The organism is Streptomyces sp. NPDC102462, assembly GCF_044765425.1.
Classification (GTDB): domain Bacteria; phylum Actinomycetota; class Actinomycetes; order Streptomycetales; family Streptomycetaceae; genus Streptomyces.
In genome coordinates, this window is the sequence record NZ_JBIWKB010000004.1 from 109,454 (window position 1) to 131,838 (window position 22,385).

At 71.9% G+C, this 22,385-nt stretch carries 20 protein-coding genes; all 20 read left to right on the forward strand.

What is annotated here, in order from left to right; all coding sequences use genetic code 11:
• Positions 1 to 153 precede the first annotated feature (153 nt).
• The 20 genes from ACIRFL_RS05470 to ACIRFL_RS05565 all read left to right on the forward strand — a co-directional run bounded on the left by ACIRFL_RS05470 (position 154) and on the right by ACIRFL_RS05565 (position 22,383).
• A complete protein-coding gene (locus tag ACIRFL_RS05470) occupies positions 154 to 375 on the forward strand; it encodes a hypothetical protein (RefSeq protein WP_404024138.1) in 222 nt (73 codons plus the stop codon).
• The gene (locus ACIRFL_RS05475; protein ID WP_404024141.1) at positions 375 to 2,198 is read left to right on the forward strand and encodes an HAD-IC family P-type ATPase; all 1,824 of its coding nucleotides are present in this window, start codon (positions 375 to 377) and stop codon (positions 2,196 to 2,198) included. Before ACIRFL_RS05470 ends, ACIRFL_RS05475 begins: the two co-directional genes overlap by 1 nt.
• Complete coding sequence (locus ACIRFL_RS05480) at positions 2,195 to 2,725, forward strand: copper chaperone PCu(A)C (protein ID WP_404024143.1); 531 nt, start codon at positions 2,195 to 2,197, stop codon at positions 2,723 to 2,725. Before ACIRFL_RS05475 ends, ACIRFL_RS05480 begins: the two co-directional genes overlap by 4 nt.
• Before the next feature lie 304 nt (positions 2,726 to 3,029).
• Entirely contained in the window at positions 3,030 to 4,208 is a 1,179-nt protein-coding gene (locus ACIRFL_RS05485) for an NAD(P)/FAD-dependent oxidoreductase (protein ID WP_404024145.1), read from the forward strand.
• Positions 4,205 to 4,525 (forward strand): (2Fe-2S)-binding protein, encoded by a 321-nt coding sequence (locus ACIRFL_RS05490; protein ID WP_404024147.1) that lies wholly within the window; start codon positions 4,205 to 4,207, stop codon positions 4,523 to 4,525. The genes ACIRFL_RS05485 and ACIRFL_RS05490 overlap by 4 nt, the downstream gene beginning before the upstream one ends.
• Complete coding sequence (locus tag ACIRFL_RS05495; RefSeq protein ID WP_404024149.1) at positions 4,512 to 5,951, forward strand: FAD-dependent oxidoreductase; 1,440 nt, start codon at positions 4,512 to 4,514, stop codon at positions 5,949 to 5,951. The genes ACIRFL_RS05490 and ACIRFL_RS05495 overlap by 14 nt, the downstream gene beginning before the upstream one ends.
• Positions 5,952 to 5,961: 10 nt before the next feature.
• Positions 5,962 to 6,891: a dihydrodipicolinate synthase family protein gene (locus ACIRFL_RS05500; RefSeq protein ID WP_404024151.1), complete on the forward strand. Its 930-nt coding sequence runs from the start codon at positions 5,962 to 5,964 to the stop codon at positions 6,889 to 6,891.
• A 1-nt stretch (position 6,892) separates the two neighbouring features.
• Complete coding sequence (locus ACIRFL_RS05505; protein ID WP_404024154.1) at positions 6,893 to 7,894, forward strand: proline racemase family protein; 1,002 nt, start codon at positions 6,893 to 6,895, stop codon at positions 7,892 to 7,894.
• A gap of 9 nt (positions 7,895 to 7,903) precedes the next feature.
• Positions 7,904 to 9,349, forward strand: a complete 1,446-nt coding sequence (locus ACIRFL_RS05510) for an aldehyde dehydrogenase (NADP(+)) (RefSeq protein WP_404024157.1) — start codon at positions 7,904 to 7,906, stop codon at positions 9,347 to 9,349.
• 98 nt (positions 9,350 to 9,447) lie between these two features.
• Positions 9,448 to 10,464, forward strand: coding sequence for a sugar ABC transporter substrate-binding protein (locus tag ACIRFL_RS05515; protein ID WP_404024158.1), 1,017 nt, complete (start codon positions 9,448 to 9,450; stop codon positions 10,462 to 10,464).
• Positions 10,465 to 10,469: 5 nt separating this feature from the next.
• Positions 10,470 to 12,017, forward strand: coding sequence for a sugar ABC transporter ATP-binding protein (locus ACIRFL_RS05520; protein WP_404024161.1), 1,548 nt, complete (start codon positions 10,470 to 10,472; stop codon positions 12,015 to 12,017).
• Entirely contained in the window at positions 12,014 to 13,015 is a 1,002-nt protein-coding gene (locus tag ACIRFL_RS05525) for an ABC transporter permease (RefSeq protein WP_404024164.1), read from the forward strand. Before ACIRFL_RS05520 ends, ACIRFL_RS05525 begins: the two co-directional genes overlap by 4 nt.
• A 29-nt stretch (positions 13,016 to 13,044) precedes the next feature.
• Positions 13,045 to 15,084, forward strand: a complete 2,040-nt coding sequence (locus ACIRFL_RS05530; RefSeq protein WP_404024167.1) for a hydantoinase/oxoprolinase family protein — start codon at positions 13,045 to 13,047, stop codon at positions 15,082 to 15,084.
• On the forward strand, positions 15,081 to 16,793 hold the full coding sequence (locus tag ACIRFL_RS05535; protein ID WP_404024169.1) for a hydantoinase B/oxoprolinase family protein: 1,713 nt from the start codon (positions 15,081 to 15,083) through the stop codon (positions 16,791 to 16,793). The genes ACIRFL_RS05530 and ACIRFL_RS05535 overlap by 4 nt, the downstream gene beginning before the upstream one ends.
• The gene (locus ACIRFL_RS05540) at positions 16,790 to 17,986 is read left to right on the forward strand and encodes an amidohydrolase family protein (protein ID WP_404024172.1); all 1,197 of its coding nucleotides are present in this window, start codon (positions 16,790 to 16,792) and stop codon (positions 17,984 to 17,986) included. The genes ACIRFL_RS05535 and ACIRFL_RS05540 overlap by 4 nt, the downstream gene beginning before the upstream one ends.
• Positions 17,983 to 18,879 carry an LLM class flavin-dependent oxidoreductase gene (locus tag ACIRFL_RS05545; protein ID WP_404024175.1) on the forward strand — a complete coding sequence of 299 codons (897 nt, stop codon included), beginning with the start codon at positions 17,983 to 17,985 and terminating at the stop codon, positions 18,877 to 18,879. Before ACIRFL_RS05540 ends, ACIRFL_RS05545 begins: the two co-directional genes overlap by 4 nt.
• 122 nt (positions 18,880 to 19,001) lie before the next feature.
• Positions 19,002 to 19,679, forward strand: coding sequence for a GntR family transcriptional regulator (locus ACIRFL_RS05550; RefSeq protein ID WP_404024176.1), 678 nt, complete (start codon positions 19,002 to 19,004; stop codon positions 19,677 to 19,679).
• On the forward strand, positions 19,676 to 19,960 hold the full coding sequence (locus ACIRFL_RS05555) for a hypothetical protein (protein ID WP_404024178.1): 285 nt from the start codon (positions 19,676 to 19,678) through the stop codon (positions 19,958 to 19,960). Before ACIRFL_RS05550 ends, ACIRFL_RS05555 begins: the two co-directional genes overlap by 4 nt.
• A gap of 504 nt (positions 19,961 to 20,464) precedes the next feature.
• Positions 20,465 to 21,067, forward strand: a complete 603-nt coding sequence (locus ACIRFL_RS05560; RefSeq protein ID WP_404024181.1) for a helix-turn-helix domain-containing protein — start codon at positions 20,465 to 20,467, stop codon at positions 21,065 to 21,067.
• 218 nt (positions 21,068 to 21,285) lie between these two features.
• The gene (locus ACIRFL_RS05565) at positions 21,286 to 22,383 is read left to right on the forward strand and encodes an ABC transporter substrate-binding protein (protein WP_404024183.1); all 1,098 of its coding nucleotides are present in this window, start codon (positions 21,286 to 21,288) and stop codon (positions 22,381 to 22,383) included.
• Positions 22,384 to 22,385 lie beyond the last annotated feature (2 nt).

The following is a 22,385-nucleotide window of genomic DNA, read 5'->3' on the forward strand; positions in this document are numbered from 1 at the left end:
AGGTCGCTGCGGGGAACTCCGCGCCGGTGCCGGCCGACTGCTGAAGCGACACGGCTCGATCCGGCAGACGCCGTGCCCTGTGGTCTGGAGACACGGTTGAGCAACGAGCCCCGGCGGTCCTTTCGCGACGTGGGTGCGGCGCGGCGGAGGTTCGTGCCTCCCCCCGCGCTGTGCGGCTTCCTGCTGCTCCTCGCGGTGATGTTCACGGCGTCGTACGCCGTGGGAGCCGCCGCCGGTCCGGTGGCCCCCGGAATGCACGGCACCGCGCCGAGCGGCGGCGCTGGGCAGGACGACGGCGGCGCGGGCGACCCCATGGACACAGGCGACACGGGCGACACGGGTGACATGGGCGGCATGCACGGGGCAGGCCACTGATGGGCGCGCGATCCGTGACCACCCCGGAGGCCGCCGAACAGGCAGGTGGCACGGGCACGTTGCCCGACGCGCCCGTGAAGCGGCGGCCCGCGCACGGTGCAGAGTCCGCAGCCGCCGGACGGGAAACCGACCGGCTGCCGACCACCGTGTTGCTCGCCCTGCCGGTGCTCGTGCTGTCGACCGTGCCCGGCCTGCAGTTCCGCAACTGGCAGTGGCTGTGCTTCGTCCTCGCCGCGCCGGTCGCCGCGTGGAGCGCCTGGCCGTTCCATGTGCGCGCGGTCCGCGGCCTGCGGCGCTCGGCGATCACCGTGGACACGCTCGTCTCCCTCGGCGTGGCCGCCTCCTTCTCCTGGTCGGCGTACGCGCTCTTCCTCGGCGGCGCCGGCGACCCCGGCATACGCACTCCGTTCGGCATCGGACCGTACGCCTCGGCCGGGGTCGCGCACCTCTACCTCCATGTGGCCGTCGGCGTCCCGCTGTTCGTGCTCGCCGGCCGGCACCTGGAGGCGGCGGCCCGGCAAGGGACCGGCGCGCCGCCGTGGTCGCTCGCCGCGCTCCGCGCCGGCAAGGGCTCCGCACGGGACGGCGACGGCCGCGAACGGCCGGTCCCCGGTGAGGACCCGCCCGTGCGGCGCCCGGCCGACCGGGTGGCCGGTGTCCTCGTACCGGTCGCACTGGCCCTGGCCGTCACGACGTCGGGGTTCTGGCTGGGCGCGGGAGCCGATCCGCGGGCGGCGGTCACGGCGTGCGTGGCCCTGCTGGTCGTGGCCTGTCCGATGGCGGTCGGACTCGCGACGCCGACCGCGGTGACGGCCGCGACCGGACGCGGCGCCCGCCTCGGCGTGTCCCTCACCGCTCCACGGACCCTGGAGACGGGCCGGCCCGTCGACGCCGTGGTCCTCGGCACGACGGGGACGCTCACCTCCGGCCGGATGAGCGTCGCGCGCGTCACCGCCCTGCCGGGCGGCCTCGGCCGTGCGGGCGTACTGCGGCTGGCGGGTGCCGTCGAGCAGGACTCGCGGCACCCGCTAGGCGAGGCCATCGCCGGGTACGCCCGGCGGGAGGTGGGCGAGCCGCTTCCCGAGGCGGACGCTCTCAGCGCCCTTCCGGGGCGGGGCGTACGCGGCCGGGTCGACGGACGATGGGTCGAAGTCCGCGCCACGGACGAGGAGTTGCCCGCCGGACTGCCGGCGCGCGAGGCCACGGCCCACACACCCGTGCTGGTGTACGTGGACGAGGCCGCCGAGGCCCTCATCGAGGTCGGCGAGGTCCTGCGGCCGGGCGGCTACCGGGCCGTCGACCGGCTCCGGCGGCTGGGCGTGCGCCCGGTGCTCGCCACGGGCGACCGGGAGGCGGCCGCGCATGCCGTCGCCGAAGCCCTCGGCATCGACGAGGTGCACGCCCGCTGCACCCCCGAGGACAAGGCGGATCTCGTACGGGACCTTCAGCGGGAGGGGCACCGGGTCGCCGTCGTCGCGGACGGCGTGCACGACGTCGCGGCGCTGGCCGCCGCCGACCTCGGCATCGCCCTGGGCGGTGCTGCGGACGCGGCCGTCGAGGCCGCCGACGTCACCCTGGTACGCGGTGACATCGAGGCGCTGGCGGACGCGGTGGCTCTCGTCAGGCGCACGTCGGCCACCGTCCGCGCCAACCTCCTGTGTGCGTTCGGCCAGAGCGCCGTGACCGTACCGCTCGCCATGGTCGGCCTGCTGAATCCCCTGCTCGCCGCCGCGGCCGCCGCGGCCGGCTCGGTGCTGGTGGTCGCCAACAGCCTGCGGTTGCGCGCCTGGTCGCCCTCCCCGGTCCGCAGGCGTACGCGATGAACCCGACGCACGGACAGCGCCGTGGACGGCCGGTCCGGCACCGGCTCGCGAAGGCGCTGCGCGCCGCCCTCGCGCCGGTCGCCGCGTCCAGCCTCGCGCTCGGGGGTCTGACGACGTGGGTCACGGCCGGGAAGGCGGGCAGCCCGGCCCGTCTGTCCGTCACATCGGGGCGGGTCTTCCTGCCGTACGGCGACAGCACACAGAGCGCGGCCTTCTTCGACATCACGAACAGTGGCGGCGCGGACGACCGGCTGGTCGAGGTGACGTCCGCCGCGACCGGGGGAGAGATCGAACTGAGCCGTCATCGCATGGTGGGGAGCACGGCCGCGTCCCGGACAAGCGTGTCCTCGCTCACCGTCCGCGCGGGCGGCAGGCTCTCCATGTCACCCGGGGGCCCGGCCGTGACCATGCGGTCCGGGGCCGGGTGGCGGGCGGGCGACCTCGTGCCGTTCACGCTGCGCTTCGAGCGCAGCGGGGCGATCAGGACCCTCGCGGTGGTGGTCCGCCCGGGCGGACCGGCCTCCTGACCACGTCGGCCGCGGGCCAGGGTGTGAACGGTGCCGAGCCGGCCGGCGTCGGCGGGCCGTGACCGGGGGCCGCCGCTGACCGTGTCCCGCGTGCTTGCCCGCCCGCCCGCCCGCGCGAACGGCACCGCACGGCGGCTGACGCGTGTGTAGCACGGGACACAGTGACTCGGACGAGGAAACGGGGGGATCCTCAGACGTGCCCCGACCCGCTACGCGGCGTCCGGCGCGAGGCCCGCGGTGACGAGCGCGTATTTTTCCTCTGACGTATCTACCAATAGAACGTGGCATGTGACATGGTACTGCCATGCAGAGCGCAGACGTCGTCATCGTGGGGGCCGGTATCGTCGGCGCCGCCGTGGCCCGGCGGCTGGCCCTGGGCGGGTTCCGGGTCACCGTGCTGGATCGTGGCGCCACCGCCGGAGGGACGTCGTCCAGCGGCGAGGGCAACATCCTCGTCTCCGACAAGGGCCCCGGTGCCGAACTCGACCTCGCGGTGCTCTCCGGCCGCCGCTGGAGCGGACTCGCCGCCGAGCTCTCCGCTGAGCTGGGCCCCGGGTTCCCCGATCTTGAGTTCGAGGCCAAGGGCGGCCTGGTGGTGGCGACGACCGCGACGGGCGCGGACGCCCTGGTCGCCTTCGCGTCCGCGCAACGCGGCGCGGGTGTCGACGCCCGCCCGGTGAGCGCCGCCGAGGCCGCCGAACTGGAGCCCGACCTCACACCGCACGTCGCCGCGGCCGTCCTGTATCCCGAAGACGCCCAGGTGCAGCCGGCCGTCGCGACCGAGGCCCTGCTCGCGTCGGCTCGCCGGCACGGCGCACAGGTGCGCCAGGGCGTCACCGTCGTCGGCGGCATCGTCTCCAAAGGACGGATCGTCGGCGTGCAGACCACCGCCGGGACCTTCGCCGCCGAGCACATGGTCGTGGCCGCCGGACCCTGGTCGGGCGAGGTCGCCGGGAGCCTCGGCGTCCGGCTTCCGGTGCTGCCCAGACGGGGCACCGTGCTGGTCACCGCGAGGATGCCGCGCCGCATCCGGCACAAGGTGTACGACGCCGACTACGTCGGTGCCGTCGAGTCGGGGTCGGCAGCCCTGCAGACGTCCAGCGTCGTCGAGTCGACGGCGGCCGGGACCGTGCTCATCGGCTCGTCGCGGGAACGACGCGGCTTCGACGAGCGGATCGAGGCCGCGGTGGTCGGCGAACTGGCCGGCAAGGCCATGCTTCTCTTCCCTTTCCTGGCCGGCGTTCCGGTCATGCGGGCCTACGGCGGGTTCCGGCCGTATGTGCCCGATCACCTCCCGGTCATCGGACCCGATCCCCGCCTGCCCGGCCTGTGGCACGCGACCGGGCACGAGGGGGCGGGCATCGGGCTCGCGCCGGGCACCGCGGACCTGCTCGCGGCGCTGATGACCGGGGCGGAACCCGAGATCCCGGCCGCCCCCTACGCCGTGACCCGTCCAACCCTGAAGGAGGAGACGACCGGATGAACATCCGCGTGACCGTGGACGGCGAACGGCTGCGCGCCACGCAAGGGCAGACCGTTGCCGGGCTGCTCATGTCGCGTGGCCGGGTCTCCTGGCGCACGACCGCCCGAAGCGGCCGGCCGCGCGGCCTGTTCTGCGGCATCGGCGTCTGCTTCGACTGCCTGGTGACGGTGAACGGGCTCAGCGATGTGCGTGCCTGCCAGCGCCTGCTGGCCGACGGCGACGTCATCAAGACAGGGGTGGCCGACGGCGATGTCGTCGAGACCGCAGTGGCCGACGGCCACGTTGTCGAGACCGGGGTGGCCGATGAGACGCGTTGACGTGCTGGTGATCGGGGCCGGGCCGGCCGGGCTGGCCGCGGCCAGGGCCGCACGGCGGGCCCATGCCCGGGTCGTGCTGCTCGACGCGTCCGCCGTCCTGGGCGGTCAGTTCTGGCGCCATCCGGCGGCCGGGAGCCTGGACGCGGACAGCAACCCGCTCCAGCACAAATGGGCCCGGTTCACCGCGCTGCGGCAGGCGCTGACGGACGATGCGGACTGCGAGATCCTGACCGGCGCACAGGTCTGGGCGGTGGACCGCCGAGACGGCCTGCCGCCCCTCGTGCACGCGCTGGTCGGCCCGGCCGACGGCGGTGATCGCCGGCGCCTGGTCTTCGAGCCACGCGCCCTCGTGCTCGCCACCGGCGCGCACGAGCGCACGCTGCCGTTCCCGGGCTGGGACCTGCCGGGTGTCTACACGGCCGGCGCGGCACAGGCGATGGCCAAGGGCGAGGGTGTCGCCGTCGGCAAGCGTGTGCTGGTCGCGGGCACCGGCCCGTTCCTGCTTCCGGTCGCCGCAGGCCTGATGCACGTGGGCGCGACCGTGGTCGGTGTCGTGGAGGCGAGCGGCTGGGGGCGGATCGCCCGGGGCTGGCTGTCGCACCCGCACCGGATGAGGCCGCGGGACCTGATGCCCAAGTCGGCCGAACTCGGCGGGTATCTCCGTCAGTTGGCCGCACAGCGGGTGCCCTTCAGTACCGGCGCGGCCGTGCTGGCCGCGCACGGCGAGGACCGGGTGACCGCGGTCACCGTGGCCCGCATCGCCGACGACTGGCGGCCGCTCGCGGGAACCGAGCGGCGCATCGAGGTCGACGCGGTGTGCGTCGGCCACGGTTTCGTGCCGCGTACCGAGATAGCCATCTCCGCCGGCTGTGCGCTCGCCGCCGACGGGAGCGTGCGCGTCGACGACGAGCAGCGCACCTCGGTGCCCGGCGTCTACGCGGCCGGCGAGATCACCGGTATCGGCGGCGCCGACCTGGCCCTCGCCGAGGGCGAGGCGGCCGGACGGGCCGCGGCGGGCCGGGCCCGAAGCAGCGCCGAGGTGGCCCGGCACCGCGCCTTCGCCGACCGTATGCACCGCGCGCACGGCATCCGGCCCGGCTGGAAGACCTGGGTCGACGACGGCACGATCGTGTGCCGCTGCGAGGAAGTGACCGCCGGGCAGCTGCGCGCCGCGCTCACCGCGACCGGGACATGCGGTCTGCGCTCCCTCAAGCTCAGCTCACGCGCCGGTCTCGGCATCTGCCAGGGCCGCACCTGCGGCCGGAACGTCGAGGACCTTCTCCCCGACACCCCACTGGATCCGGGACGCATGGCCAAACGCCCCATCGTCGTCCCGGTCCGGCTCGGCGAGATCGCCACGACCCCCCTGAACGACACGTCCCCCCCGAACGACACGTCCCCCCAAAACACGTCCCCCACCGAATGAGAGGTAGACCATGACCAGCAAGCGATTCGATCTCGGCGGCGTCATCGTCGCGACGGCGCTGCCCTACAAGCCGGACAGCTCCGCCCCCGCAGGGCTCGCCGTCGACTACGACCGCTACGCCGAGCACTGCGAGTGGCTGATCGCCAACGGCTGCCGTGGCGTCGGGCCGAACGGCTCGCTCGGCGAGTACTCGTCGCTCACCGACGAGGAGCGGCGCCGCGTGGTGCAGGTGGCCGTCGAGGCGGTGGGCGGGCGCGGTCTTGTGGTGGCCGGCGTGCACGGTGCGGGCTGGCACCAGGCCAAGCACTGGGCCGAGCTGGCCAAGGCGGACGGCGCCGACGGTGTGCTCGCCCTGCCGCCGACGCTCTACCGGGCCAGTGACGAGCAGGTGGTCGACCACTATCAGCACATCGCCGAGGCCGGCCTGCCCATGATGATCTACAACAACCCGTTCGACACCAAGGTCGACCTTGCGCCGCGGCTGGTCGCGGAGCTGGCGGAGATCGAAGAGGTGGTGGCGATCAAGGAGTTCAGCGGCGACGTCCGGCGGGCCTTCGAGATCCGCGAGCTGTGCGACATCGACGTCATCGCGGGCGCCGACGACGTGCTGTTCGAGCTGATGGTGGACGGCGCGGTCGGCTGGTTCGCCGGTTTCCCCAACACGTTTCCCGCCGAGTCCGTCGCGATCTACGAGCACATGGCAGCCGGCCGGTACGAGCAGGCCCGTGAGCTGTACAAGCAGCTGGTCGCGGTGTTCCGCTGGGACTCGCGGACCGAGTTCGTGCAGGCCATCAAGCTGGGTATGGACATGGTCGGCCGGTACGGCGGTCCGTGCCGTCCGCCGCGGGGGCCGCTCACCCCGGCTCACGAGAAGCAGGTGCGCGCCGACATGGAGCGCGCCATCTCCGGGGTCGCCGCGCTGTCCGCGGAAGCGGTCTGACATGCGGGCCAAGCGGCTGTTCTCGGCGGTCGACTCGCACACCGAGGGAATGCCCACCCGGGTGGTCACCGGCGGGATGGGTGTGATCCCCGGCGCGACGATGAACGAGCGCCGGCTGTACTTCATGGAGCATCTGGACGATGTGCGTCGGCTGTTGATGAACGAGCCACGCGGGCACGCCGCGATGAGCGGGGCGATCCTTCAGCCGCCGACCCGGCCGGACGCCGATTTCGGTGTGCTGTTCATCGAGGTGTCCGGCTGTCTGCCGATGTGCGGTCACGGAACGATCGGGGTGGCCACCGTACTGGTCGAGACCGGCATGGTCCCGGTCAGTGAGCCGGTCACCACCATCCGGCTGGACACCCCGGCCGGGCTGGTGGTGGCGACGGTCCAGGTCAGCGACGGTCACGCCGACGCGGTGACGCTGGAGAACGTGCCGGCGTACAGCGACCGGCTGGACGCGGAGATCGAGGTGCCGGGGCTCGGGCGGGTGCCGTACAGCCTGGCCTTCGGCGGCAACTTCTACGCGATGGTCGACCTGGACGCGGTCGGGCTGCCCTTCGACCGGGCCCGCAAGACCGAGATCATCAGCGCGGGACTGGCCATCATGGAGGCGATCAACACCCAGGCGCCGCCGAAACACCCGGACATCGCCGGCCTGGACCACTGCCACCACGTGGAGTTCATCGCACCGGGCTCGACGGCCCGGCACTCCCGGCACGCGATGGCGATCTTCCCCGGCTGGTTCGACCGGTCACCGTGCGGCACGGGAACCTCGGCGCGCATGGCCGAGCTGTGGGCCCGCGGCGAACTGGAGATCGGTGCCGACTTCGTCAACGAGTCGTTCATCGGCAGCCGGTTCACCGGGCGGCTGGTCGCTCGGACGACGGTGGGCCCGCACGCCGCCGTGGTGCCGACCATCACCGGCCGCGCCTGGGTCACCGGGCTCGGGCAGTACCTGCTGGACCCCTCCGACCCGTACCCGGCCGGCTTCGAGTTCTGAGGACGACACATGGACCTGACCGAGACCTCGCCTGCCGAGCGGGCGGCGGTGCTCAACGCGATAGGGGACGAGTTGGCCGCCGCGGCCGGGGAACTGATACCCGAGGCCATGGCCGAGACCGGGCTGGCCGAGGCACGGCTGGCCGGAGAGCTGAAACGCACGGTGGTACAGCTGCGGATGTTCGCCGACGTCTGCGCCGAGGGAGACTTCCTCGACGTGCGGATCGACGAGGCCGACCCGGACTTCGTCCTCGGCCCCCGTCCCGATCTGCGGCGGTTCAACCTGCCGGTGGGCCCGGTGCTGGTGTTCGCCGCGAGCAACTTCCCGTTCGCGTTCTCGGTCGCCGGCGGTGACACGGCGTCCGCGCTGGCCGCCGGCTGCCCGGTGGTCCTCAAGGCGCACCCTGGCCATCCGCGCCTTTCCGCGCTGACCGCCGAGAAGGTGCGGTCCGCGCTGGTCAGGGCCGGCCGGCCCGCGGACACCTTCGAGGTGGTCTACGACCAGGACGCCGCGGTAGAGCTGCTGCGCGACGACCGGATCGCCGCGGCGGCGTTCACCGGCTCGTTCAAGGCGGGCCGCCTGCTCGCGGGGATCGCCGCCGCGCGCGAGCGCCCGATCCCGTTCTACGGCGAGTTGGGCAGCGTGAACCCGGTGGTGGTGACGCCGGGCGCGCTGGCCGAACGGGCCGACGCGATCGCGTCCGGCTTCGTGGCCAGCGTGTCCGGTTCGGCCGGGCAGCTGTGCACCAAGCCCGGCTTCCTGTTCCTGCCGCAGGACCACGGCCTCGCCCGGGAACTCGGCGCGGCGGCGAAGGCGGTGCCGGGCCATCCGCTGCTGCACGAGGGCATAGCCGCCGCCTACGCCGGGCGCAGGGCCGCCGTGCTCGCCGCGCCGGGTGTGTCCGTGCTGGCCGAGGGGTCCGTCGAGGCCGGCCAGGACGGCTGGAGCCGGGCCGCGCCGACCCTGGTGGAGGTGGGCCTGGACGATCTGCGGGCACAGCGCGACGCCCTGCTGGACGAGGCGTTCGGACCGCTGTCCATCGTCGTGCGCTACGACCCGGACCGGCCCGAGGCGTTGCTGGACGCCCTCGCCGAACTGTTCCCCGGCGCGCTGACGGCCACCGTGCACCGCGGCGTGGGGGAGCACCACGACTGGCTGCGCAGGCTCGTCGCGGTGCTGAGGGAACGCGTGGGCCGGCTGCTGTTCGACGGCTGGCCGACGGGTGTCGCGGTGACGCCCGCGATGCAGCACGGGGGTCCTTATCCGGCCACCACAGCCCCCGCGACGACCTCGGTCGGTACGGCCGCGATCCGGCGCTTCCTACGCCCCGTGACCTTCCAGAACTGTCCGCCCGAGCTGCTGCCTGCGGCCTTGCGCGATGACAACCCCTGGCGCGTCCCCCAGCGCCGTGCCGTCGCAGGCGCATCGCTGAACTGGGGAAACCACTCCGCCTGAGCCGGCTGGCCGAAACACAGTTGTTACTGTCGGCCTCTTTCCCGATGAGTGCGGTGTGACATATTACTACGCCATAGCAATCAACCGGAGGCTCTCCTATGAACAGCTTGCGCATCTCCGGCACTGTGGCCCTGACCGCCACCGCCCTCCTGCTCACCGCCTGCGGAGCCGCCGACTCGGTCGGCTCCAACGGAAACACCCTCAAGGTCGCCGTGCTCGCGGCCTCCAGCCAGAACGGGTACAACCAAGCCGTCTACAAGGGCGTCCAGCAGGCCGCCGCCGCATCGGGCAAGAAGGTCAGCCTGAAGCTCCTCGACGGCCAGTTCGACTCGAACACCCAGCTCTCGCAGCTCCAGAACGTCTCCAGCACCGGCAACTACGACGGCGTCGTCGTCGTACCCAACGACGGCGTCGGCCTCGCGGCCGCGTTCCCGCTGTCCCGGAAGATCCCCGTCGCGACGGTGCTCAACCCCGTCGGACCGGACATCAACAAGATGGAACCGCAGGTCGACGGCGTCGTCACCACCGTCGGCGTGCCGCCCACCGCGGCCGCGGAGAAGCAGGCCGAGGGCGTGGTCGGCTACTGCGCCCGCATCAATCCCTGCAAGGTCGTGCTGCTGGTCGGCAATCTGTCGACCCCGCTCGACGTGGCCCGCCGCGACGCCTACAAGAAGGTCCTCGACCCGCACTCCAACATCAAGGTGGTCAGCACGGTCGAGGGCCAGTACGACCGGGACACCTCGCTCAAGGCCATCAGCAACGTGCTCCAGGCCCACAAGGACGTCAACGTCATCCTGTCCAACGCCGACCAGGAGGCCGCCGGCGCCCAGATCGCCCTGCAGAACGCGGGCATCAAGCCGAGCAGCATCTACCTGACCGGCGCCGGCGGCACCAAGGACGCCGTGGCCGCCGTCCGCGCGGGCACCTGGAAGGCGGCCTACGTCAACTTCCCGGTGAGCATGGGCAAGGCCGCGATGGAGCAGCTGATCAAGGCCATGGACGGGGGCACCGCGAAGGCCGTCGTCAACGCGGACGACGTCGGCGCGACCGAGCCGTACGCGACCAAGGAGACGCTGTCCAAGACGCCGGACTTCACCGGCGAGTGGAACGGCTGACCCCGATGGCCACCGCCCAGCCGGTCATCGAACTCACCGGCATCACGAAGCGATTCGGCGGAACAGTGGCCCTGGACGACGTCGGCCTGGCGGTGCACGCGGGCAGCGTGCACGCCCTGGTCGGGGAGAACGGGGCAGGGAAGTCCACCCTCGGCAAGATCGCGGCCGGCGTCTACACGCCCGATGCGGGGCGCATCCGCGTCGACGGGCAGCCGGTCGGGCGCTGGGACACGGTACGGGCACAGCGCCGCGGGATCGTGATGATCGCGCAGGAGTTGTCGCTCGTACCGGACCTGACGGTGGCACAGAACGTGTTCCTCGGCATCGAGCAGAGCAGGTTCGGCGTCCTGCGCCGCGACCGCGGCCGCCGGTTCGCCGCACTCGACGAGGTCGCGGGGTTCGGCCTCGACCCGGAAGCGCGGGTGGGCGACCTGCGCATCGCCGACCAGCAGAAGGTGGAGATCCTGCGCGCCCTGGCCCGGCAGGCCAAGGTGATCGTCATGGACGAGCCGACCTCGTCGCTGACCGCGCACGAGACCCAGCGGCTGCACGAGGTGATCCGCCAGCTCACGAGGCAGGGACGGGCGGTCGTCTATGTGTCGCACTTCCTCGACTCCGTGCTCGAAGTCAGCGACACCGTCACGGTGATGCGCGACGGCCGCAGGATCCGCACCGCGCCCGCGGCGGACCAGACCAAGTCGTCCCTCGTGGAGGCGATGCTCGGCCGCGAACTCGCCGTCTCGTTCCCGCCGCTGCCGCCCGCGCCCCACCGGGACGTCGAACCGCTGCTCACGGTGGAGGCGCTGGCCAGCGACGGGGGCGTGAAGCGGGCCTCGTTCGAGGTACGGCCGGGCGAGATCGTCGGGCTGCTGGGGCTGGTCGGCTCCGGGCGCACCGAGATCGCCCGCGCCCTGATCGGCGCGGACCGGGTCACCTCGGGACGCGTCACGCTGGCCGGCCGCACACTCGGCCGGATGACCCCGCGGCACAGCCGCGACGCGGGCCTGGTGCTGGTCCCCGAGGACCGGCACGGGCAGGGCCTCGTCCTGCAGCGCAGCGTCACCGAGAACATGACGCTCGCCTCGCTGGGCCGCTTCTCCCGGCTCGGCGTGATCGACCGGCGGGCGGTCGGCAAGCAGGTCGACGAGCTGGTCCGCCGCCTGGAACTGCGCCCGGCCAGGCCGGAGCTGCCGGTACAGAGCTTCTCCGGCGGCAACCAGCAGAAGGCGCTGATCGCCAAGTGGCTGGTCGGCGACCCGAAGCTGGTGATCCTCGACGAGCCGACCCGCGGCGTCGACGTCGGCGCGAAGCTCGCCATCTACGAACTCATCGCCGACCTGGCGGCCCGCGGCATCGGAGTGCTGCTGATCTCCTCGGAACACGAGGAAGTGCTCGGTCTCGCCCACCGAGCCCACCTGGTCAGCCGCGGCGAGGTGCTCGACGAGGTGGACCCACGCGGCCTGGCCGTCGAAGACGTCCTTAGGCGGCTGTTCGACGTCGCCGACACGGCCGGTACCGGCGAAGCAGGAAAGGCAAAGGAGTCCGTCCAATGACCGCCACCGAAACCGCGCCCGAGGCCGGCGCCGGTGCCGCCCTGCACGGCGGCACCCCGATCGGCCCGCGCGTCATCGCCTTCGCCCGGGACTACGCGGCGCTGATCCTGCTCGTCGCGATCTTCGTGACGCTGTCGATCATCTCGTCGTCGTTCCTGTCCTTCACGAACGTCATGAACATCCTCAACCAGAACGCGCCGCTCGCGATCATCGCCGTGGCCGGCACGTTCGTCATCGTCTCGGGGGCGTTCGACCTGTCCACGGCGGCGATGTACGCGGTGGCCAGCGTGGTCGCCGCGTCGATCGCCACATCGGCGGGCAGCACAACGCTGGCCCTGCTCTCCGCGCCGGTGCTCGGCCTCGTGATGGGCGCGCTCAACGGGCTCGCCGTGACCCGGCTCAAGGTGCACTCGTTCCTCGCCACACTCGCCTCCAGCCTCGTCTACAAGGCCATCGCGGTGCTGGTCACCGGCGGCTCGCTGATCACCGTGACCACGAGCGGCTTCTCCGATCTCGGACGCGGCCAGGTCGCCGGGATCTTCTACTCGGTGCTCATCCTGCTGGCCGTCTTCGCCCTCGCGTGGCTGCTGCTCAACGGCACCGTCTTCGGCCGGCACGTGTTCGCCGTCGGCGGCAACTCGGACGCGGCCCATCTCTCCGGCGTACGTGTGGACCGGGTCAAGGTCATCGTGTTCGCGCTCAGCGGCCTGGCCGCCGGCACCGCCGCCGCGATCGGCGTCTCCCGTCTCGCGTCCGGTCAGCCGCAGGCCGGCAGCGGCCTCGAACTGCAGGCCATCGCGGCGATCATCCTCGGCGGCACCAGCATCTACGGAGGTGTCGGCGCGGTCTGGCGCTCGCTCGTCGGTGTCTACCTGATCGCCCTGATCGGCAACGGCTTCGACATCCTCAACGTCAATCCGCAGATGAAAGACCTGGTCACGGGCGTCATCATCCTCGCCGCCGTGGCGCTCGCAGCCGCCGACCGCCGTCGGCGCTGACCGGTCCCCTGAACGCAGAAAGGTTCGACATGGCTGAAGTACGCGTCGCCATCGATGTCGGAGGCACCTTCACCGATGTGGTGAAACTCGTCCCGCAGACCGGGGAGCTGCGGTTCGAGAAGGTGGCCACCACCCCCGCCGAACCCACCAAGGGGGTGCTGGCGGCCTTCGCCGCCGCCGAGGCCCGGCTGGGCGAGGTGACCACCTTCAACCATGGCTCCACCCTCGGCCTCAACTCGCTGCTGACGCGCACCGGGGCCAAGGTGGCGGTGGTGGCCACCGCGGGCTTCCGCGATGTGTATCTGCTCGGCCGCACCGACCGGCGGCCGATGTACGCGCTCACCTACCGCAAGCCCGAGGCGCTGCTGAAGCGGCGGGACACCTTCGAAGTGGTCGAGCGTTCGCTGTTCGACGGCAGCGTCGCGACGCCGTTCGACGAGGCCGGCGCGCGCTCGGTCGCCGCCGAGATCGCCGCCGGCGGCTATCAGGCGGTCGCGGTCGCCTTCCTGCACTCGTACGCGAACCCGGCACACGAACTCGCCATGCGCGAGGTGCTGCACGAGATCGCACCCGGTGTCGAAGTGACGCTCTCGCACGAACTGTCCGGCGAATACCGGGAGTACGAGCGCACCTCGACGGCCGTGCTGGACGCGTACATCAAACCGATCATGCGGACGTATCTCGAAGCCCTGACCAGGCGGCTGGACGAGGGCGGCTTCACCGGCCGGTTCCTCATGTCCCGCTCCGGCGGCGGCGCGATGACCGCGACCGCGGCGACCCGGCAGCCGGTCAACCTGATCCTGTCCGGTCCGGCCGGCGGCGTCGTGGGCGCCGCCTCCCTGGCCGAGGCGATCGGCATCCCCAACCTGATCACCATCGACATGGGCGGCACCAGCCTGGACGCCTCGCTGGTGCTCGACGGCGAGCCGGTGCTGCACCAGGGCGCCGAGTTCGAGGGCCTGCCCATCAACACCACGTCCCTGAACATCCACACCATCGGCGCGGGCGGTGGCTCGATCGCCTGGCTGGACGCGGCCGGCGCGCTCCAGGTCGGCCCGCAGAGCGCCGGGGCCATGCCGGGACCTGCCGCGTACGGGCGCGGCGGCACCCAGCCCACCTTCACCGACGCCGCCCTGATCCTCGGCTACATGGGCGCCGACGTGCCGCTCGGCGGCTCGCTGGTGCTCGACCACGACCTCGCCGCCAAGTCGTTGCAGCCGATCGCCGACCGGCTCGGCATGAGCCTGCACACGGTGGCCCGCGGCATCGTACGCATCTCGACCACCAAGATCGTCGGCGCGGTCCGGGCGATCACCGTCGAACTCGGCCGCGACCCGAAGGACTTCGCGCTGCTCTCGTTCGGCGGTGGCGGCGGCCTGGTCGCCGTGGACGTGGCCCGCGAACTCGGCATCCCGACCATCATCGTGCCGCCGGGACAGGGCGCGTTCTCCGCGCTGGGCATGCTCATGGCCGACGTACAGCACGACTACGCGCGCACCGACGTGCTGCCCCTGGCCGCCACCCCGGACACGTACTTCGAAGAGGCGTTCACCGCGATGGAGGCCGAGGCCGGCACCGCCCTCGGCGAAGAGGGCTTCGCCCCCGACAAGCGCGCCCTGCACCGCTCCGTCGACCTGCGCTACGCCGGACAGGAACACGCGGCGACCGTGCCCTACCCGGACGAGAACGTCGCCGACGGCCTCGCGCAGAGCTTCCGCGCGCTCCACGAACGGCTCTACGGCCATGTCATGGACGACCCGGTCGAGATCGTGACGCTGCGGCTGCGCGCCGTCGGCCTGGTCGACAAACCCGCCTGGCCCCTGCACCCTGAGCGCACCGCAGGCGAGCCGCCGGAGCTGGGCCGGCGCCAGGTCTTCGCCCACTCCGACACAGGTGTGCCCTACCGCCTGGTCACCCGGGAGTCGCTGCTGGTCGGCGACGTGATCGACGGCCCCGCCGTGGTCGCCGAGCACACCGCCACCACCGTGCTGCACGCCGGCGACCGGCTGCGCGTGGCCGAACACGGCGAACTCGTCATCAGCGTCAAGGCCGAGGAGAAGGACCAGTGACCGACGCGATCACCCTTGAGGTCATTCGGCACGCCCTGCTCGCCACCGCCGAGGAGATGGCCCGCAACCTGTGCCGGACGGCGTACAACACCGTGGTCTACGAGATCCACGACTACGGCATCGGAGTGCACGACGCCAACGGCGACGTGGTCGCCGACGCCCCCGGCATCGCGATCTTCACACGCGGCAACGACCACGGCATCCACCGCGCGATCGAACACCTCGGCGCCGAGAACATGGCCCCCGGCGATGTGTTCCTGCTGAACTACCCCTACTGGTCGTCGGCGCACACCCTGGACACCCTCGTGTTCGCGCCCATCCACGCCGACGAGCAGCTGATCGGCTTCGCCTCGTGCCGTATCCACGTGCTCGACCTGAAGCAGAAGAACCCCGGGTATGTGCTCGACTCGACCGACATGTACCAGGAAGGCATGTTCTTCCCGGGCTCGCGCCTCTACCGCGCCGGCACACCCAACCAGGAGATCTTCGACATCATCCGGTTCAACTCGCGGATGCCCGAGCGGACCATCGGAGACCTTCAGGCCCAGGTGTCGGCCTGTGTGACGGGTGTGCGGCGCACCCAGGAACTCGCCGCCAAGCACGGCGCCGACGTCCTGGTCTCCGCGATGCGGTCGATCAACGACCACGGGGAGCGGCTGGCCCGGCTGGCCCTCGCCCAACTGCCCCGCGGCACCTGGAGCGCCACCGACATCGTCGACTCCGACGGCGTCGACACCGACCGCGAGATCCTGCTCAAGGCCACGGTCACCATCACCGAGGACGAGTTCGTCGTCGACTGGACCGGAAGCGAACGCGACGTACGCGGCCCCATCAATCTGCCGGTGGGTCAGACGATCGCGCTCTCCAGCCTGGTGTTCAAGGCACTGACCACGCCGGACACCCCGGTGGTGGCCGGCAACTTCGCCCCGCTGCGGGTGGTCACCGACCCCGGCAGCGTCATGCACGCCGTGCCGCCGATGCCCACGTTCACCCTGTGGACCGGTCTGCTCGCCGGCGAAGTCGTCCTGAAGGCGCTGGCGCAGGGCATGCCCGAGCGCATTCCGGCCTGCTCCGGCGGCGACGTCTCCTCCATGATGGGCCTCGGCACCAACCCGCGAACGGGCCGGGACTGGCTCGAAGCGACCAACGAGGCCGTCGGGTTCGGCGGCCACGCCGGCGGCGACGGAGAAGACGGCATCATGCACCTGTCCGAGCCGGGGTGCCGCAACAACCCGGTCGAGGTGCTGGAACAGAAGTCGCCCATGTTCATCGAACACTACGGGTACGTGCCCGACACGGCGGGCCCGGGCAGGCATCGCGGCGGCGTCGGCGTCCAGCGCGTCTACCGGTTCACCGCGCCCTCCACCGGTATCGCGCTGGTCTACCGCACCAAGTCGGCACCCTGGCCGATCGCCGGCGGCGACCCCGCGATCCCCGCCCGCATCGTGCTCAACCCGGGCACCGACCGGGAGGTCGTCACCCGCGGCAGCTACAACTCGCTCGCGGCGGGGGACGTGCTCGCCAACATCACCGGCGGCGGGGGCGGCTACGGGCCGGCCTTCGAACGCGAGCCCGCGAAGGTGCTGGAGGACGTGATCGACGGCTTCGTGTCCGTCGAGGCGGCCCGGTCCGCCTACGGGGTCGTGATCACCGAGCATCCGTGGGCCGTCGACGAGCCGGCCACGGCACGGCTGCGGGCGGCCCGATGACCGCCGTCGACCTCGTCATCACCGACGCGCTGCTGCACGAGGGCGAGCCCGTCGAGGCCGATGTCGTCGTCCACGACGGGCGGATCGTGGCCGTCGGCCCCGGCGCGGGCCACGGCCACACGGCCGCGCGGACACTCGCCGCCGCCGGAGCCTCGCTCCTGCCGGGCCTCATCGACGCGCATTTCCACGCCTACGCGACCAGCCTGGACGCCTGGCGGCTGGAGAACGCACCCCTCAGCTTCGTGGCGCTTGCGGGCGCCCGCAGGCTGCGCCGGGCGCTGCGCCGCGGGTTCACCACGGTCCGTGACGTCGCCGGCGGCGACGCGGGCCTGGACCGGGCGATCACCGCGGGACTGATCGAGTCCCCCCGGTACCTGTGGACCGGCCCGGCCATGAGCCAGACCGGTGGCCACGGCGACCCGCGCGCCGCCGACACCGACGTCTGCTTCCACTCCGGGCCCATGAACCAGGTCGTCGACGGAGTGGACGACCTGCGGGTCGCGGCGCGCGACCGGTTCCGCCGCGGCGCGCACGCCCTGAAGATCATGACCTCCGGCGGTGTGGTGTCGCCCACCGACCCGATCCGGGTGCCCCAGTACTCGGCCGAGGAGATCCAGGCGGTCACCGAAGAGGCCCGACGCCGCGGCAGCTACGTCGCCGCCCACGCCTACTCACCCGAGGCGATCCGGCACTCCATCGCCAACGGGGTGCGCTCCATCGAGCACGGCAACCTGCTGGACGAGGAAACGGCCACCGCGATGGCCGCGGCACGGGCCTTCCTGGTACCGACCCTCGTGGCCTACGACGCGATGGCCCGGCGCTGGCAGGAAGTGGCCCTCAGCCCGGTGCAGCGCGCCAAGAACGCCGAGGTGCTGGACTCCGGGCTCACAGCGGTGCAACGGGCCCAGGCGGCCGGGGTACGCGTCGGATTCGGCACCGACCTGATGGCCGACCTGGAAGACGACCAGCTGCGCGGACTGGAACTGCAGGCCGAGGCCATCGGCTGGCAGGCGGCCCTGCGCTCGGCGACCCGGGTGAACGCGGACCTCGTGGGCCGGCCCGACCTGGGCCGCATCGAGGTGGGCGCGACCGCCGACCTGCTCCTGCTGGACGGCCCGCTCACCGACGACGAGACGCTGCTGTGGGACGGGACGAGGAACCGCACCGTCATTCAGGGGGGTGTGCCGAAGTGACGGTTCCCGCCCTGTCCTGCCTGATCCTGCCCGACCAGGCGCCGGTGGAGTTCATCGCCCGGGTCCGTGACGCGGAGCAGGCAGGCGCGCGCACGGTCTGGACGTACGACCACCTGTCCTGGCGCGACCTGGCCGACGGCCCCTGGTTCGGCACGGTGCCCCTGCTCGCGGCGGCGGCCTCGGCGACCTCCACCGTGCGGCTCGGCGCGCAGGTGGCGACGCCCAACTTCCGGCATCCGGTGCCGTTCGCCAAGGAGGTCATGACCCTCGACCATGTCGCCGAGGGCCGGCTGGACCTGGGCATAGGAGCGGGCGCGGAGGACGCGGACGCACGCGTGCTCGGCCGGCCGCCGGCGTCCCGCAAGGAGCGCGCCGACCGGTTCGAGGAGTGGGCGACACTGCTGGCCACCCTGCTGGAGCAGGACCGCACGGAGTTCCGTGGCTCCTTCTACAGCGCCGAGGACGCGCGCATGATCCCGGGCTGCGTGCAACAACCCCGGGTGCCGCTGACCGTCGCCGCGACGGGCCCGCGGAGCATGCGGCTGGCGGCACGCCTGGGCGCGGCCTGGGTGACGTACGGGCCGTACCGCCAGTCCCCGGCGCCGCGGGAGTGGCTGGCGGCGATCGCGGAGCAGAGCACGCGTCTGGACACGGCGATCAGCGAGGTGGCACCCGGCAGGCGGATCCGGCGCATCGCGCAGGTGGCGCTCGACGAGGCCCGCCCCTTCGAGGACGCCGACACCTACCGGCGGTTCGCCGAGGACGTGGCGGCGGCGGGATTCGACGAACTCACCGTGCACTGGCCCCGCGCCGACGGCCGCGGCGTGCCGACCGCCGCCCTCGACATGGTGGTCGCCACCCACACCGGATCCCCGCCGCGTCACGGAACGTGACGCGGCGGACACGCCGCCCCGCGGAAACGGACAGGCCCCGACGGAGGGAGCCACGCCATCGGTAAGATGTGCCATTGCACTGGGGGAACAGAGCTCGGTCGTTGATTGGTGATGGGATATTCATGGTGACCGCGGACAGTGACTCTCTGGCTCCGCTCGCGCCCGCCAGCAGCCTGCGTGAGCGGGTCGAGGAGGCGATCGCCGCGGCCATCGTCTCGGGTCAGATGCCTGCCGGGGAGATGTTCTCCGCCCCGACCCTGGCCGCTCGCTTCGGTGTCTCGGCCACACCCGTCCGAGAGGCGATGCTCAACCTGGCCAAGCGCGGCATGGTCGACATCGTCCGCAACAAGGGCTTCCGCGTCACCGCGGTGAGCGAGGACGAACTGCGCTCGATCGTCGACGTGCGCCAGTTGCTGGAGGCGCCGGCGGTCAGGCGGCTCGCGGGCGGACTCGCCGAGGCCGACCTGACCCGCCTGCGCTCCCTGGCCGAGGAGATCGTGCGGGGCGCCCGCGATGCCGACCTGACCCACTACCTCCAGGCCGACACCGCCTTCCACCTCACGCTGCTGAAGCTGGCCGGCAATCCGAGGCTGCACGACATCGTCGCCGACCTGCGGGCCCGGACCCGCCTGACGGGCCTGGCGAATCTGGTGGCGACGGAGGAGCTCCAGGCGTCGGCTCGTGAACACCTGGACCTGCTGAACCTCCTGGAGGCGGGGGAGGCCGAGGAATGCGAGCGGCTGATGGTCCGTCATATCGGCCATGTCCTGGGCTGGTGGGCCGGCCACAAGGAGGCGTGACACCCCGCCGCCCGACCCTGCTCACCGTCGCGGGTGCCTTCGACACCGGCACGACCGAGCACCTGGTGCTGCGGCACTTCGGCGCCGTCCCGGCCCGCGCGACCGACCGGCCGCCGCTGCTGCACGAGCCGGGGCCGACGACCGAGCCGCACGGGCGGCACGACGATCCGCTCGCCCCCTGCCCGCCACCACCATCGGCTACCGCCTGCCCGACCCCACCGCCGACCTTCCCGGCTACCTCGCCCTCGTGCTGCTCGCGGCCGTGCTCGAAGAGCGGCTGAAACACCGGTTCGTGCTCGAACAACGCGCCGCCGTAGCCGTCACCGCCGTCGACACCGAGCTGTCGGCGCCGGCACGGCACGGGGCCACCGGCTGCACGGCGACGCCGCTGTGCACACGCGCGTGTCCCGGCTGGCCGGGACATAGCGTGCGATCGAGGTGCCGGGGCCACAGTTGTGGCGCGAGACCGAGACGGTCAGGCGGTTGGTGTTCGCGCGGCGGCTCACCGGGACCGCCGCCCGGCTCCTGGGCGTGCACGCGGTACGCCTCCACCACGACCAGGCGCTGTACAAGGAGCCGGGCGGCGGCATCACCCCCTGGCACGCGGCCTTCGCCCGGGGTAAGGGAAGCGGATGCGCCGGGCCTGCGGCGGGAGCGCTCCTAGGCGGTTGGTCACGGTCCGGTGACGGCGGTGACGGGGTCTTGTGCGGCGGATCACGTCAGCGTACGGTCCGTATCACCGCAGCGAACAAAGTGTTCGCTGAAGTTGCGTCAGGTGTTCGCCCATGACTGATCGTTCACTGCGGGAACGCTCCGGCGAAGTCTCCGCCGACGCCGCTGACCTGGCTCTGGGAGCCCGGATCCGGGAGTACCGGAAGATGCGGCGGATGTCATTGCGTGCCCTGGGAGAGGCCGCCCAGGCCAGCCCCGGTTTCCTCAGCCAGTTGGAACGCGGGCAGGTGAACTCCTCCATCGGCATGCTGCGGCGGATCGCCGTGGCGCTCGGCGTCACCGTGGCCGATCTGTTCGACCAGGACAGTGCGCCCGGTCCGAAGGTGGTGCGACGGGCCGACCGGCCGACGCTGCACACCGCACCGGGAAGCCGCAAGTTCCTCATTTCCCAGCGTCCGCTCGGTCATCTGGAGGTGTACTCGGGAGAGTTCGACCCCGGCGCCTCCACCGGTGACGACGCCTACACCCATGGAGACTCCCAGGAGATCCTTCTGGTGATCAGTGGCGCCGTGCGGGTCGAACTCGACGGCACCGCCCATGAACTGGACGCCGGCGACAGCATCGAATACCGCTCCTCGGTGCCGCACCGCGTGGTCAACAGCCACGAAACACCCGCCGAAGTCCTCTGGATCATCAGCCCGCCCACGCCGGACTGATCACACCCACACCCTTACGTTTCTCCCGTCCGGCGCACTGTCACATCCCGTACTGCGTCCCGTTTCCCTCCTGGTGGCGCACACCCTTTCCCCGTCGCCCTCTCGTAGGCGCTCCGCGCACCCTGCGCCCGCGCCGCGCGCTCCGTGTCTTCGCCGTCTCTGTGCGCCTTCACCGCTCATCCCTGGAGTCAGCAATGCCCGGAACATCACACAAAATCATGGGGTGTGCCGCTGCCGCCGGCGCCCTGCTCCTCACCCTCACCGGCTGCGTCGGCACCACCCCTGCCGGGGCCGACGTCGACCTCGGCCCCGGCCCGGCACAGGCGGGCAAGGTGAAGAAGGGCGCGCTCGACGGTGTCACCCTCACCTTCGCCTCCTACGGCGGCATCTTCCAGGACGGCCAGGAGACCGCCGCGGTGAAACCGTTCGCCGCCGAGTCGGGGGCCAAGCTGCTCTCCGACGGTCCCACCGACTACACCAAGATCAAGGCCCAGGTCGACGCCAAGAACGTCACCTGGGACGTGGTGGACACCGACACCCTCTGGGCCGAGCATCAGTGCGGCAAGCTGCTGATGCCGCTCGACACCACCGTCGTCGACACCTCCAAGCTCCCCAAGGGCATGCGGGGCAAGTGTTCCGTGCCGGCCATGAGCTACGGCGTGGTCCTGATGTACGACAAGAAGAAGTTCGGTGGCAACCCGCCGAAGGGATGGGCGGACTTCTTCAACACCGCGAAATACCCCGGCAAGCGCGCGATACCCGGCATCGCGTCGGATCTGTCCCCGGGCGCGCTGGAGGCGGCCCTGCTCGCCGACGGGGTCGCTCCCGACCGGCTGTTCCCGCTGAACGTCGACCGGGCGCTGAAGAAACTGACGAGTGTCCGTTCCTCCCTGGTCTTCTGGGACACCGGTGCCCGCTCACAGCAGTTGCTGGAGTCCGGCGAGGTCTCCATGGCCATGGTGTGGTCCGGCCGCGCCTACGCGGCGGTCAAGAACGGGGCCCACTTCGCACCGCAATGGAACCAGTTCCTGCCGGTCTCCGACTCGCTCGCCGTCCCCGTCGGCGCCAAGAACCCCAAGGCGTCCATGGCGCTGATCAACTACTACCTGGGCGCCGCCCAGCAGACCAAGCTCACCGAGCTGACCTCCTACTCGCCGATCAACACCGACGCACACCCGAAGCTCGACAAGCTGGCCTCGCAGTATGTGACCACCACCCCCGAGAAGCAGGCCAAGGCGCTCACGATCGACACCGCATGGTGGGCGAAGAACCAGGCGCAGATCATCCAGAAGTGGTCCGACTGGCTGGCTCGGTGAGC